Annotated in this window: 13 protein-coding genes and 3 pseudogenes; 6 read left to right on the forward strand and 10 right to left on the reverse strand. The window is 67.8% G+C overall.

All coding sequences use genetic code 11. The features are described 5' to 3' along the window. Window positions 1-61 precede the first annotated feature (61 nt). Entirely contained in the window at window positions 62-247 is a 186-nt protein-coding gene (locus ABZ656_RS39940; protein WP_360274980.1) for a hypothetical protein, read from the forward strand. Between the two features lie 270 nt (window positions 248-517). On the opposite strand, the gene ABZ656_RS39945 is transcribed toward ABZ656_RS39940, so the two are convergent. After that, on the reverse strand, window positions 518-1,042 hold the full coding sequence (locus tag ABZ656_RS39945) for a hypothetical protein (RefSeq protein WP_143651865.1): 525 nt from the start codon (window positions 1,040-1,042) through the stop codon (window positions 518-520). A gap of 1,030 nt (window positions 1,043-2,072) precedes the next feature. Between ABZ656_RS39945 and ABZ656_RS39950 the strand changes: the two genes are divergently transcribed. Further along, the gene (locus ABZ656_RS39950; protein WP_360274983.1) at window positions 2,073-3,029 is read left to right on the forward strand and encodes a hypothetical protein; all 957 of its coding nucleotides are present in this window, start codon (window positions 2,073-2,075) and stop codon (window positions 3,027-3,029) included. A gap of 322 nt (window positions 3,030-3,351) precedes the next feature. Continuing rightward, window positions 3,352-4,095: an SGNH/GDSL hydrolase family protein gene (locus ABZ656_RS39955; RefSeq protein WP_360275057.1), complete on the forward strand. Its 744-nt coding sequence runs from the start codon at window positions 3,352-3,354 to the stop codon at window positions 4,093-4,095. A gap of 408 nt (window positions 4,096-4,503) precedes the next feature. Here ABZ656_RS39955 and ABZ656_RS39960 read toward each other — a convergent pair. From ABZ656_RS39960 to ABZ656_RS39985, 6 genes and pseudogenes are all read right to left on the reverse strand, one after another. Then, a pseudogene (locus tag ABZ656_RS39960) lies at window positions 4,504-4,779 on the reverse strand (IS3 family transposase); the annotation flags it as partial. 15 nt (window positions 4,780-4,794) lie between these two features. Next, window positions 4,795-5,043 (reverse strand): annotated as a pseudogene (locus ABZ656_RS39965) (DDE-type integrase/transposase/recombinase); the annotation flags it as partial. A 51-nt stretch (window positions 5,044-5,094) separates the two neighbouring features. Then, window positions 5,095-5,316 carry an IS3 family transposase gene (locus ABZ656_RS39970; protein WP_360274986.1) on the reverse strand — a complete coding sequence of 74 codons (222 nt, stop codon included), beginning with the start codon at window positions 5,314-5,316 and terminating at the stop codon, window positions 5,095-5,097. A gap of 25 nt (window positions 5,317-5,341) precedes the next feature. After that, the gene (locus ABZ656_RS39975) at window positions 5,342-6,013 is read right to left on the reverse strand and encodes an IS3 family transposase (RefSeq protein WP_360274989.1); all 672 of its coding nucleotides are present in this window, start codon (window positions 6,011-6,013) and stop codon (window positions 5,342-5,344) included. Continuing rightward, window positions 6,001-6,330, reverse strand: coding sequence for a transposase (locus tag ABZ656_RS39980; RefSeq protein ID WP_360274992.1), 330 nt, complete (start codon window positions 6,328-6,330; stop codon window positions 6,001-6,003). The genes ABZ656_RS39975 and ABZ656_RS39980 overlap by 13 nt, the downstream gene beginning before the upstream one ends. 21 nt (window positions 6,331-6,351) lie before the next feature. Next, window positions 6,352-6,513, reverse strand: a complete 162-nt coding sequence (locus tag ABZ656_RS39985; RefSeq protein WP_360274995.1) for a hypothetical protein — start codon at window positions 6,511-6,513, stop codon at window positions 6,352-6,354. Between the two features lie 671 nt (window positions 6,514-7,184). On the opposite strand from ABZ656_RS39985, the gene ABZ656_RS39990 reads away from it, so the two are divergent. The 3 genes and pseudogenes from ABZ656_RS39990 to ABZ656_RS40000 all read left to right on the forward strand — a co-directional run. Continuing rightward, entirely contained in the window at window positions 7,185-7,676 is a 492-nt protein-coding gene (locus tag ABZ656_RS39990; protein ID WP_360274998.1) for a hypothetical protein, read from the forward strand. Between the two features lie 383 nt (window positions 7,677-8,059). Beyond that, window positions 8,060-8,668: a TetR family transcriptional regulator gene (locus ABZ656_RS39995; RefSeq protein WP_360275001.1), complete on the forward strand. Its 609-nt coding sequence runs from the start codon at window positions 8,060-8,062 to the stop codon at window positions 8,666-8,668. 547 nt (window positions 8,669-9,215) lie between these two features. Continuing rightward, window positions 9,216-9,332: pseudogene (locus ABZ656_RS40000) on the forward strand (integrase core domain protein); the annotation flags it as partial. Between the two features lie 505 nt (window positions 9,333-9,837). On the opposite strand, the gene ABZ656_RS40005 reads toward ABZ656_RS40000, so the two are convergent. The 3 genes from ABZ656_RS40005 to ABZ656_RS40015 form a co-directional block, all read right to left on the reverse strand. Then, window positions 9,838-10,380, reverse strand: coding sequence for a TetR/AcrR family transcriptional regulator (locus ABZ656_RS40005; protein WP_360275004.1), 543 nt, complete (start codon window positions 10,378-10,380; stop codon window positions 9,838-9,840). 59 nt (window positions 10,381-10,439) lie between these two features. Further along, window positions 10,440-11,306, reverse strand: a complete 867-nt coding sequence (locus ABZ656_RS40010) for a 3-hydroxyacyl-CoA dehydrogenase family protein (RefSeq protein ID WP_360275007.1) — start codon at window positions 11,304-11,306, stop codon at window positions 10,440-10,442. Between the two features lie 499 nt (window positions 11,307-11,805). Beyond that, window positions 11,806-12,555 (reverse strand): acetoacetate decarboxylase, encoded by a 750-nt coding sequence (locus ABZ656_RS40015; RefSeq protein ID WP_360275010.1) that lies wholly within the window; start codon window positions 12,553-12,555, stop codon window positions 11,806-11,808. Window positions 12,556-12,838: the final 283 nt, after the last annotated feature.

The raw sequence follows: 12,838 nt of genomic DNA on the forward strand, positions 1-12,838 counted from the left end.
ATCTCGACGTCCGCAGACGCGACCGCCTCGGCGGCATCCTCCGCGAGTACCAACATGCCGCGTGACCAGCACGGACGTGGTTCTCGGCACCTACAGGGCCGGCTCCAGCAGGTGGACCCGGACCCGGCCCGAGCACGCGTACACGCAGGGCGGCGACGCCTACACACCCGTGAGCGCGGAGGTCATCGTGGAGGTCGTGGCAGGCACCATCCGACATGCGGTGGTCACCGTGGTCCGCCTACGCTGACCCGACCACAGGCTTTTGCCCGACTGCACCTTCTCCCCGGCTGTCACGTGGAGAAGAGGCGTCGGCAAGCGGGAGCGGCTTGCCCACCTGAGGTGAGCTGCAGAAACGAGCGGTGTCCGGCGTAGGGGGTCGGCGGTCGTCCGGGCCTTCGGTGGGTGGCGAGGAAGCCCAACTCTGTCTTCAGACAATGACGTTGGGCTCCCTCGTCGCATGCGCACAGCCGATCCCTTGGGATCAATCACCGGGCGGGGTCTACGGCCTCACTGGAAGTCAGCCGATGCCGGTGACCTGGAGTGCGGTGGTCCAGTTGTTCTTAATGGCGCTGCGCGCGGCGGAGAGAGTGATGGTGCCGTTGCAGACGGCGTTCTTCAGCTTGGTCTCGGTGCCGTCCTTGGTGTAGGCGGTCTTGGTGCCGTAGTGCGGCTCGGGCCACAGGTTGCCGGGGTCGCGGGGCGCACCGCCGAGTTCCAGCGGCACGAGGTGGTCCTCCTCGTAGTCCGACATGTTGGTGTCGGAGTACCCGTAGTCGATGATGCCCTGCGCCTTGAGGGGGTTGGTGTAGGACGTGGGGGGCCGGACGGTGTCGGTCCAGCCGGACACGCAGATGGTGCTGCCTATGTTCGACTGGGTGACGTCGGGGTTGTACGAGCCGGGCGTGCAGGACGAGTCGGGCAGCGGCAGGTAGGACTGGGAACAGGCGGAGGCGTGCGCGGTGCCGCTCACCGCGATGATGAGGCCGGCGGCGGCCATGCCGAGGGCGGTGGTGGTGGCGGTGACGCGGCGCAGAGGTCGCATTTGGGGGTCTCCCGCTTCGGGCCCGGAGGCGAGGTACCGGGCGGCTGACGGAATGACACCACCGGCCGGGTCTATGCGAGTAGACGTGAACGGTGAACTTCCGGTTACCTACACCTTTCCTTACCAGAGCATGGGCAAGCCTTGCCTAAATACCCAGTTTTGCTTGGGAGTTACGTCGAAAAATGCGGTCGCGGACGAAGGCCTTGCCGAGCACCTCGCCGGCACTCCGCCCCCTGGTCCGATGATCCAGCAGAAGCCCGCACATCACCGGAGTGACGCTCAGCCGGTGCGAAGACTCGAGAGAGCCTGTAGACGCCCATGGCCCGACGAGCAGCACGGACGCATCCGGGAGCCGACCCGTGCGGTCGGCTCGGTTCGCCGCAGGAGATCGCCGAGACGGTCGCATTCCTGATGCTGGCGGAACGGCGACATCACTGGCCGGCGCATCACCGTCGTCGGCGGCAGCGGTCCGGCGTCCTGACGGTGGAGCGGTCGGTCGCAAGGCGGCGCGCGGCTCACGTCACGCCGGTTCGCCGCAGCGAGCATCGCGGCCGCCTGGTCGCCAGACGCGCCTCAAGCTCTTCGGCGTCGGCGTCCCGATGGCCGCCGGTACTCCGCGGACGGGCGCCGGACGCGTCGGTGAAACGGCTGGTTCCTAAGCGACCGTGAGCACGATCTTGCCCTGGATGTGCCCTCGGGCGGCGCGTTCGTTCGTGCGCTGCTCGGGCATCCGCGAGCGCAAACGTGCTGTCGATCGAGACGTCCCGCCTGTTCGCGGGGCAAGGCCGCGCGTGTCACGGCGACCGCATGGCGACGCCAAGTTCCTTGTCGACGGCAGCGCTTGGAGCCATCTGGGGGCAGGTACGCGCCCAATGTGACGCGCGTAAATTCTTGCCGCCGACTGCTTGCCGACCGCCTCGGAATAATCCAGCATTGAATTTGTCAGGAGCACGCCGATTTAACCCATCGGCGGACTCTCGTCTCGTACCCCTGACCGGCACCTACACCTCCCCCCGCGCAGGAGGACCGTGTGCGGATCACGACATCCAGCACCGCGAGACGCGCCAGGCTCACCGCCATGGCGTCCGGCTTCTTCACGACGGCGGCCCGCACGATGGCCGCCGCCCCGACCGCCTCTTCGGCGAAGACCTCGCCGTCGGCCGCAGCCAGCCTCACCAAGTCCCCCGCCACCACCTCGACCGCCGATTGGCGCTACGACACCAAGGCCAAGACCACAGCCGCCGACGTCACGACGCACAGGGCCGCGCAGGATGCCGGCGAGGCCGCCGGCGCGCCGGAGCTCGTCAGGCACGGCTGCGCCCAACCCGCCTCGGCCGGTGATGTCATCGGCATGCCAGGCACCTGGGCGGTTGACCCTAGGGGCAGCTCGCTCGCGGTGAGCGCCGGCACCAGCGGCTCGCACCCGGAACCCGCCACACTCACGTCCACCTCCGCCTCCCACGACGACACGGTCACCGGCAAGCGCGTGAGCGGCACCTTCACGACGCCGCGCAATCGCGGCACCGCCTCGCGCATCGACGGCAGTCGGCGCCGCTGCGCCGGCTTCGACGTCCGCAGCAGCTCCCACTCCTCGCCGACCGCGGGCCACCGCATCCCGGGCCACCCGAGGTGGTACCGCGAGACCGGTTCCAGCGCTCACACCGGACCCGCCTGCCAAGCCGGCTGCCCCGCCGACGACTGCGGCATCGTCCGCCGCGGCAGCGCCGGCATCCCCCACCCCGGCATCGTCCACCGCCGCGACGGCGCCGACACGGACATCACCCCGGACAACGGCGCGATGGTCCGCGCCCTTCCCCAGCCCGATGTCCGTGCCGAGCCGGGCGACTTCGGCGGTTCCCTGTCCGACGACACCAACACGGTCGGCTCGAATTCCTGCACGGTCGACCCGACCTCCGGTGACAGCCGCAACTGCACCGGGGACGGTACGGCCTTCTTCCAACTGGTGGCCGAGACGCTGAGTACGTAAGGCGTCTGCGCGTACTGATAGTCCCAGACCCCCGACCGCACGCTTCGCCGAACGCGCCTTCGCCGTGCGCTCGATGAGGCCCAGGCAGCCCGCCTCAGTCTCACTCCACCTCAGCGCGGCGGCCGTTCACGTTCAACCCGCCCGCGCCCCCGCACCGCCGGGGCGCGCACGCGGAGTCCGGTCAAGAAACCCCCTTTGTCATGCGCGCGCCCTTCTGCGCGTTGCTGCCTGCTGCCCCCCCGGCAGCCGGTTCACCACTCCGGGAGGTTCCGTGAGACCCACCAAGTCCCTGTCAGCCCTTGCCACGCTGGGCTTCGCAACACTGCTCAGCTTCGCGCTGACCGTTCCGGCACAGGCCGCCGGGCCGACCTATGTCGCGCTGGGAGACTCATACGCCGCCGGCAACGGCGCCGGCAACTACGACAGTGCGAGCGGTAACTGCCACCGCAGCTTCAGCGCCTACCCCTATCTGTGGAAGAACGCCCACGCCCCGTCCGCGTTCGCCGACACGTCCTGCTCGGGTGCGGTGACCACGGACGTGACGAACTCCCAGCTCGGCCCCCTGAACTCCTCCACCGGAGTGGTCTCCCTCACCATCGGCGGCAATGACGCGGGCTTCTCCGACGTCATGACCACGTGCGTGACCGGTTCGGACACCGACTGCGTCAACCGCGTCAACCAGGCCGAGAGCTACGCCCAGAACACGCTTCCCGCCCGCCTCGACGCCACCTACAACGCGATCCGCGCCAAGGCGCCCAACGCCAAGGTCGTCGTCCTCGGCTACCCGCACGTGTACACGCTCGGCGTCTTCTGCGTCGGGCTCAGCGACACCAAGCACCGCAAGATCGACGAGGCCTCGGACGTCCTCGACAGCGTCATCTCCAGCCGGGCCGCCGCCCACGGCTTCGTCTTCGGTGACGTCCGCTCCGCCTTCAACGGCCACGAACTGTGCTCCGGCGACGACTGGCTGCACTCCCTGGTGGTCTCGCCCAGCTGGGAGTCCTACCACCCCACCGCCACCGGCCACGCCTCCGGCTACTACCCCGTCCTCAACGCCAACAGCTGATCGGTCTCGTACGAACCCGTGCCAGGTAGGGCCTGTGTCCGCGGAAAACCGCGGACACAGGCCCTACCTGGCACCGTCGAGCCCGGCACCGGCACCTGTGAGGGCGCCGTTTCCCGCTCAGCCTCGGCCTCGGCAGTCGTCCCGGCCGCGGAAGCTGCCAACGCCTCGACCAGCTCCTCCCGCGCGATCACCCGCCGGTCCAGCTCGATTTCCGCGGCCTCCAACACCTCAGCCACCGCGTGGCTTCCTCCCGCAGACCCTCCACCCGCACCCGGGCAGCCACCTCCCGCTCCTCCAGCATTCCCAGCACCGACGTCACCGCGCGCTCCTCGACCACGAAGCGGACACAAGACGACGCATGCCTCCCCCACCCCGAGTGAGGTTCCCCCGGTGTGCGGGAGGTGCTGATCAGCTGGTCAGGGCGGGGTGACGGGGTTTCAGGTTCGTTCGTTCGGTCGTTGCCTGGTCGGCGTAGTGCTTCTCCTCGAACTCGATCGGGCTGAGGTAGCCGAGCCGCTTCTGGATGCGCCGGGAGTTATAGAAGCCGTCGATGTACTCGAAGAGCGCGAGATTCGCCTCGGCCCGGGTGGCGAAGACGCGGCCGCGGATGCACTCCGTCTTGATGATCATCCACAGGTTCTCCGCGAGAGCGTTGTCGTAACTGTCCCCGACCGAGCCCATGGATGCTTCAACTCCCGCTCATAGTAGTCGAGTTGTGAGCTTCACGGATGTGTATTGACAGCCGTGATCGGCATGGTGGACCAGCTTGCCCGGTTCGACTTCCCGGCTCGCGAGGGCGTACTCGAGGGTGGTCAGGACCAGGTCGGCGTCCGCGCGAGCGGAGGTTTCCCAGGCGACCACCCGGCGGGAGAACGCGTCCCGGATCGCGGACAGCCACAAGGGCCCCTCACCGGTGGTGATCATGGTGAGGTCGGTGACCCACAGCCGGTTCGGCGCGGATGCGGTGAAGTGTCAATCCCCTCGCGTCGTGGAGGTCTTTCAAGCGGCCAACTCCATGGTGGAGTCGGCGTGATGGTTTCGTTCGTAGTCGATCGGGCTCTGGTACCCGCATACGCTGTGTAGTCGTTGGGTGTTGTAGAAGCCGGTGATCCAGGTGGCGATCCTCAGCCGGGCCTCGGTGCGGGTGGCGAAGGTGCGCCGGTGGACGTACTCGACCTTGAGCACGCTGTTGAAGGCCTCGCTGACGGACAGTCGAAACATGATCCGACTCTGCCCATGGACTGGGTCACGCCGAGTCGGCGGCAGGCCCGTCTGAAGCGCCGGGACTGGTATCGCCGCCGCGGTCCGAGTGGAAGATCACGCCCCTGACGTCGCCGCCGCGGGTGGCCGCGGCCATGTTCAACGACGCGACGACCAGCTCGGCGTCATGCCGAGCGCCCATCGCGTAACCGAGCAGGCGGCGCGAGAACAGATCGATCACGGTGGCCAGGTACAGCTTGCCCTCGCTGGTGACGATCTCCGTCATGTCGCCGGCCCATACCTGGTCCGGGGCGTCGGCGGTGAAGTCGCGGCGCACGAAGTCCGGGAAAGCGGGCCGTCTGCCGGGCCGGGTCAGCCCCCGGCGCCTTCGGATCCTGCGTCCGGCCAGGCCGAGTTCGGCCATCAGCTTCGCGACGGTGTTCACCGAGACCCTCCAGCCCTGGCGCACGAGCGTGATCCAGACCTTCGGCGAGCCGTAGGTGCCGCCCGACTCCTCGAAGATGTCCCGGATCGTGTCGGCCAGCTTGCCGCGCCGCACCTCGCGGGCGGTGACAGGCTTGCCCCGCCACTTGTAGAACCACGACTCGCTCACGCCCAGAGCGCGGCACGTCAGGGTGTGCGGAATGTCCTGCTCGGCCTTGCAGTCGCTGATCACCCCGGCCAGGCGGGCCGGGTCGGCGGCAGCTACTTCACCCACAAGGCCATGCAGCGTTTGAAGACATCGCGCTCCATCTCCAGCTCGCGTATCCGCTTGTTCTTCTCGCTCATCTCCCGCCGCAACCGCTCCAGCTCGGCGCGCTCGGTGTCCCGCAGCCGGCCGCCCGAGGCGGCGGGCGCGGGCCGGTCGGAGGACGCCGAGCCGTTGCGCCGCCACCGCGACACCCAGCTGTGCAGCGTCCCGGAGTGGACACCGAGCTCCTCAGCAACCTCCGGGATCGGCCTGCCCGTCTCGATCACGATGCGCACAGCACCCTCACGAAACTCAGGCGTGTACGTCTGTTGCTTGGACTCCATGAACCTCAACTTCCCCTGCGATCACGGACTCCACGCTACGAGGGGAGGGACAGCGTTGAACTCCTTCCGCAGCGCGGGCAGCGACCACGGCCGCCACTGCGTCAACTCGCCCTCGCCGATCCCGTACGTCTCCTCGGCACAGAACACCGCGATCCCGCTGACGCCCACCCACTGCCACCCCACCGCCCAATCACAGACGAGGCCATGTCAAACGAACCGGTTCGTTTGACAAGGCCCTCGGCAGAGCGTTAACGTCGAAGCATCAAACGAACTGGTTCGTATGAACCGGTGCTGCAGGTGGTACGACTAAGGAGAAAGACCATGCGCTACACGATTGCGCGCCGAACCGCCCTCGCGGTCGCCTCTGCGGCAGTCGCAGCATCCGGACTCCTCACCACCGGGGGTTCCGCCTCGGCAGTGCCGGTTCCACACATCGATGCCTCCGCATCCGTCTCCCGCTCCGTTCAGCCTGCGGACCTTCAAAACCGGGACGACCACCAGGTACACGTGGATAACGCTCAGTGGGTCCAGGACCAGATCGCCTGGACGCGTACGCACCCATAGCTCACCAGCCGTACACAGCGGCGTGTCCGATTCTGACGCCCCGACTCTGACATCTGGCCGGTGGAGGCAGTCAGCCGTCCTGGGACGACCGGCACGCCGAGTGGCCGGCAGTAGTGCAGCCGAGAAGCCGGGCGATGGCCTGCCAGGCAGACAGGCGCACCCCAACTGACCTAGGCCCGAAGCCCCAAACACATGCGCAGTAATGCAGTTTCTGCCCCCTATCCCGGGGCGACGCTGCCCGGACCCTCACCCCAAGGGTTTCAGCGCAGAACAAGAACAAGGAGAACCTCATGAACCGCACCCGTGGACGTCGGGTTGCCGCCGCAGCGGCCACCCTCGCCGCCGTGGCAGGCACTCTTCTGGCAGCGGGAGGTGCCGCCTCGGCGGCACCGAACCCGGCGGCCGACCGCGTCGCGGTCGTCGCCTCCCACTCCTCGAGCGCCCCCCAGCGCGGTGACCGCCGGGACTACCGCCTCGACGACCGCCGGGACTACCGCCTCGACGACCACCGGGACTACCGCCTCGACGACCACCGGGACTACCGCCTCGACGACCACCGGGACTACCGCCTCGACGACCACCGGGACTACCGCCTCGACGGCCACCGGGACTACCGCTTCGACGGCCACCGGAGCTGGGAGCGCGACGGCCGGTACTGGTTCAGCACAGACCACGGCCACCGGTACCGCTACGATGGCCACCGCTTTTACCAGTGGGAGCGTGGCGTGTGGATCATTGTGATCGACGACGTGCACGGCTTCGATCACGGCATCTTCCGCTGACCCGTCGGGACCACGGCGGGCACCCGGTCCGGGCGTTCCTCCACACCGCCCGGGCCGGGTGCCCGCCGTGCCCCACAAACAAGTCGACCCACAATCAGCGTGGGCCAACTGCTCACGATGGAGTTCGCGCGCCCTTCCACAGATCAGGCCATGGGGCGTGCCGACTCTCCGTCAGCTCGGAGTCCAGGACAGACGTATCTCCTCGATGCCTGGCGCCGACGCACCACGGCGCCGACGGCGCAGTGTTCGTCGCGAAGTCTGAGCACGGTCGCGCGTGTTTGCGGGCGACGACTGCGAGGTGCAGGCGGTGTAGTGCTGGTTGCGGCGCAGGATCGGGTTATCGCCGCTTGGCAAACCGAACAGTTTGGTACTATGGTGGTGCCATGAGATCTCGTACCGCCGCCGACACGCGCGACCGGATCGTCATGGCGGCGAAGGCCGAATTCGCCCAGTACGGCATCGCCGGCGCCAGGGTGGACCGCATCGCGAAAGAGGCCAGGACCAGCAAGGAACGCGTCTACGCCTACTTCCGCAGCAAGGAGGACCTCTACGCGTTCGTCGCCCGGCAGGAACTCGCGGTCGTGGCCGCAGCCAGCCGAATGGATCCCACCGATCTGCCCGGGTACGCCGGACGCATCTTCGACTTCTTCCTCAGCCATCCAGAGCACCACCGACTGGTCTCCTGGGGCCGGCTAGAACTTGGTGACAACGCTCCCGCCCCGGACGACCCCTTGATGGCAGCCGTGAGAGAGAAGACCGAACAGCTCCGCAAGGCGCAGGAGGATGGCTACCTGGACCCGTCCTGGGACCCATTCGACGTCCTCCCCCTCGTCCACCAGATCGCCACCTCCTGGGCCGCCCAGCCCGAGTTGGCCCACGTAGCCAAGGAGCAGGCACGCACCCCCGATGCCGCGGCCCGCCGGGCAGCTATCGTACGGGCCGTCCAGCTCGTCTTCCCGGCCACTACCCGCGACGAGACAGCCAGCCGGTAACCCTGCTCGCAACCACGACCACATGCCGAACAAAACCACGCGCTTTTACTCTTGATCGTCAGTAAAACTGCGGCCAACTCAGAGCTGCCGCGCCGGGCTACGCCCGGCCGTGCTCCAACCCGTCCATATACATGGCCAGGTGACTCTCGCCCGGCACGTCCCTGCACTCGCCGGCTCCTCGATGTCCGGCCCGCGTGCTCGCCGAGCACGCTCAGAGGAGCCTGCTGTCACGTTCTGCGGGCTGCGCGGCATCGACTGCCTGGTGGAAGCCGGGGTGAGCCGTTGTCGAGGACGCGGCGAGCGCTGAGCTTCGGGTCACCGGATCTCCACCAACTGCCGGAGTCGAACCTTGCGGGCCGACACCGAGTAGAGATTGCCACCGAAGGCGACCAGACAGTCCTTACCAACCGACCGCAGATGCCGCTCGGCCACCAGATACGGGGCAGCAGCCCAGGGGCCTGAGGGCCGCGTGGTCATGAGCTGCCGCTCACCGATGACCTGCTGATAAGTCCTGTGCGTCTGACGACGCTGGGGCACCCAGCCGGCGACTGGCAGAGGCCGCGTCGAACGCCAGGTGCTGATCGTCCGCGACCACGTCCTGTCCGGGCGGGCTTTCTCCTCTATCAAGGAGATGGACGCCGCGTTCGCCGGCTGGGTGCCCCAGGCGGCCAGCACGTCGATGCCGAAGTCGTAGTGACCGGCGAAGCCACCACCTCCGGATGCAGCGGTACCGCCTCGCCCTGGGCGACGTGTCGGCGGACGACGATCTTGGTCCGGTCGCAGACGATTCGTCATCGGCGCCCCGCCGAAGTGCGCGAACGCCCGCCAGTGAGAGTCGAAAAAGGTCTGCAGGTCCTGGCTGGTGGTGAAGCAGCGGAACGAATCACGCGAGTACGGCAGCGTCATGTGGAACGAGTAGACCTTCGGGATCCCCATATGGGCGAGGGTCTTACCCGTACTTCCTTACTTCCTCGTCCCCGCCCCGCCCCGCCGACGCCCCGTCACCGAGGCTGTGTGCCGGGCCGGGGTGCGCTGGAAGATCGAGGAGAACAACGAGCTCGCCAAGCAGATCACCGGACTCGGCCAGTACCACGGAGTCACTGTGGCCAGGGGTCCAGGACCTGGGGAGGCGTGGTCGTCCGTGGCCGTGGGTGCGGTGATGGCACTGATCAGACCGTAGTGATGGCGTTGAGCACCCGGGGGACAATGCGTTCACGGAAGGCGGCAGCCGGGGCGCCGTGGATGATTTCCTGTGCCGTGAGGCCCTCGTGCAGCGCGGCGACCAGCATCGCGATGTCGTGGCAGTCGTCCGGCGTGGCGTCGTGGAGGAGGCTCGCGAAAATCTGGGCCATGCCGGCATTGAGGCGGTCCTCGCGGGGCGCCAGCTCGGCGGCAATGTCGCGATTGCGTCCAGCGTGGAGGGTGAACTCCATGGAAGCGAGGAACCATTGCTCGTCGTCCCGGCGGTGGACGGCGAGCAGTTCCAGGACCCGCCCGGCCGGATGCTTACCGGCGGTGTCGTCGTGTGCGGCACGCTCGAGGTTGGCGAGGATACGGTCGGTCTCGGTGTCGTAGAGAGCGAGGAACAGGTCCTCTTTGCTGCGGTAGTTGGAGTAGAAGGCGCCGCGGGTCAGCCCGGCGTGCCCGCAGATGTCGCTGATCGAGGTCGCGTGGTAGCCGCGCTCGATGAACAGCGCGCGTGCGCTGCTCATCAAGGCGGCCACCGTTCGCGGCCGGGTCTTGGTCGGCGACTTGGGCACCGTGTACCTGTTCAGACCTTCGCGTAGTCGTCGTAGAAACCTGCGCCGCTCTTCACACCGAGACGGCCACGGCTAATGTAATCACGCAGCAGCACGCGGGGGGCCTCCGGGTGCTCGGGGTGTTCGGTCGCGTAATGCTCCTCGATGTCGAGCACGACGTCCAGGCCGACCTTGTCCATCATCCGGAACGGTCCACCCTTGAGACCGGTGTTGACGCAGAACATCCCGTCGACGTCCTGCGGGGTGGCCACGCCTTCGGCGACCACTTCGAGGCACTCGCGCTTCACAGCGGCCCACACCCGGTTGAAGATGAACCCGGTGCTCTCCTTGCGGGCTTCGAAGGGATACACGCCGAACTCGGGGAGTGTGGCCATCACGAAGTCCAGCACGTCCCGGTCGGTCTTGCCGCAGGACATCACGTCGACCGCGTTCTGTGTGGGCGGCATGTAGAAGTGGATGTTGAGCACGCGCTCGGGATGCCGGACGTGGTCGAGGAAGTTGCTGCTGGCGTAGGACGAGGAGTTTGTCGCGAGGATCGCATCGGCCGCGACGATCGCGTCCAGGTCACCGAAGATCTGCTTCTTCAGTGCGAGCCTTTCCGGGACCGCCTCGATGACCAGCCATGCGTCCTGGACCGCCTCGGTGAGGCCGCCGGCGACCACGGTGCCCGGCTTGCCGTTCTGTCGACGGCCGGCGACCTCGGCGAGGTTCTGCTCGACGTAGTCCACCGCAGCTTCACGCTGCGACTCGGACGGATCGTAGATCCGCACCAGGCCGCCGCCGGTTGCGAACATCAACGCCATTCGACGGCCAAGTGTCCCGGCGCCGATCACGGCCACCGGGCGGGATGCGTAGTTGGTAGGCACGGTGAAGCTCACAGCATTCACTCCTTAAGCCAGGGCTCCGTCGCGGCCTTCGCGGCGGAGTGATTCGGGGAGCCGACGCACCCGGAGGTGCGCGCTCCCGAGAAACGAGTACAACCTGCGTCCGATATGCGGTGTACTCGTTTGGTTGGTCAGGCCGGCGGCTGGGGCCGAGAGTGAGAAACGCAACCCGCATGGGTCCTGCGGTGCCCGCATCCATCGCCCGCGGGCGATGGATGCGGGCTGAGACGTCCGCGGCATGTCCGACAGCTCCGACGAGTCCCGGCCGGGCCGGCGGCCGCGGGCCAACTGCCGGCCGCGTGCGCTGCCGTTCCGGGAGACGGCCGCATTGCGCGCATGATCACCGCGTCTGTGCCGGATCCGGCGGTGGCACTGCCGTGCCCGGCAAGGTTCAGTCCCGATCGCCCTGAAGTCGACGGCCGGCGGCGAACAGCGCCGTCCGACAGTCCGATGGTGCCGGCGCCGACCGCGGTGGCGGTGCGAAATCACCGGCTCATCGCGTGCCTTCCAGGTAGTCGAAGACCGGCTTGACCGGGGCGAGGGTGAGGTCAGTGTTGATGTGGCTGGCGGAGACGACCTCGAGGACGGGCAGGTCGGCCAGGGGGGCGAGGGCGTGCTGGAACAGTTGCAGGCGGGCGGGGCCGGTGTAGGCCTCCTTGACGACGATGTCGGTGATCTGGGTGCGTACCAGTTCCTGCACGCGCGGGGTGCCGTCGTAGCCAGGGATGGTCTTGAGCATGAAGGTCGGCACGGTGATCTGCGCTTCGGCCTGGCGCTTGTCCAGCTCGTAGTGCTTGTAGCCCATGGTCGCGGTGGCGACCCGCAGCGTGCCGAAGTCGATGGTGCCCACCAGCGTGGGGCCGTCGACGTACAGCTTCGGCGCGCCGGCCACCTTCGGGTACGCGCTGAGCTCGCGTCCGGCCGCGGTGGCGGAGAAGTTGTCGAGGTACATCGAGTGCAGGTACTCGCCGTGCTCGCCTTCGAAGGTGACCGGGATGACCAGGCCGCCTTCGGTGTAGGGGCCGTAGGCGGTGACCTCGTTCATCTTCATCATCTCGAACCGGACCAGCGGCTCGTGTGCGTCGATCTGCAGGGGCTCTGGGACGACGGCGCGCAGTGCGTCGGCGTCGGTGCGGTAGAGGATGTGGAGGTACTCGCGGTCGGTGAACCGGGCCGTCACCGGCGCGTACGCCGGGTTGGACAGCGGGGTGTTCACCAGACGGCGAACGTCTTCGATCTTCACTTCTACTTTCCCGTCCACTTCGGGGCGCGGCGCTCGGCGAAGGCGGTCATGCCCTCGCGCACGTCGGCCGGCTTCATCAGATCGCGCGTCGCTGGAATCCGCCGCGGCCTTGGCGGCCGGGTGACTCGGCGGGTCGACGCACCTGAAGGTGTGCGCCCGTCCAAACGAGTACGACCTGTATCCGATACGGATCGTACTCGTTCCGCCGATCAGGTGGGCCACCGGGCTGGAGAGGTGGGCAGTGAGCCCCCAGAAGTCCTCTCCGCGCAGGCGGGGGTGAGCC

The organism is Streptomyces sp. NPDC007095 (assembly GCF_040634475.1).
Taxonomy (GTDB): Bacteria; Actinomycetota; Actinomycetes; order Streptomycetales; family Streptomycetaceae; genus Streptomyces.

Excerpts from the sequence above, each read along its gene's own strand:
- ABZ656_RS39945 (WP_143651865.1), bottom strand. The coding sequence starts at position 1,042 with ATGCGACCTCTGCGCCGCGTCACCGCCACCACCACCGCCCTCGGCATG.
- ABZ656_RS39970 (WP_360274986.1), bottom strand. The coding sequence starts at position 5,316 with ATGTTTCGACTGTCCGTCAGCGAGGCCTTCAACAGCGTGCTCAAGGTC.
- ABZ656_RS39980 (WP_360274992.1), bottom strand. The coding sequence starts at position 6,330 with ATGGAGTCCAAGCAACAGACGTACACGCCTGAGTTTCGTGAGGGTGCT.
- ABZ656_RS39990 (WP_360274998.1), top strand. The coding sequence starts at position 7,185 with ATGAACCGCACCCGTGGACGTCGGGTTGCCGCCGCAGCGGCCACCCTC.
- ABZ656_RS39995 (WP_360275001.1), top strand. The coding sequence starts at position 8,060 with ATGAGATCTCGTACCGCCGCCGACACGCGCGACCGGATCGTCATGGCG.
- ABZ656_RS40005 (WP_360275004.1), bottom strand. The coding sequence starts at position 10,380 with ATGAGCAGCGCACGCGCGCTGTTCATCGAGCGCGGCTACCACGCGACC.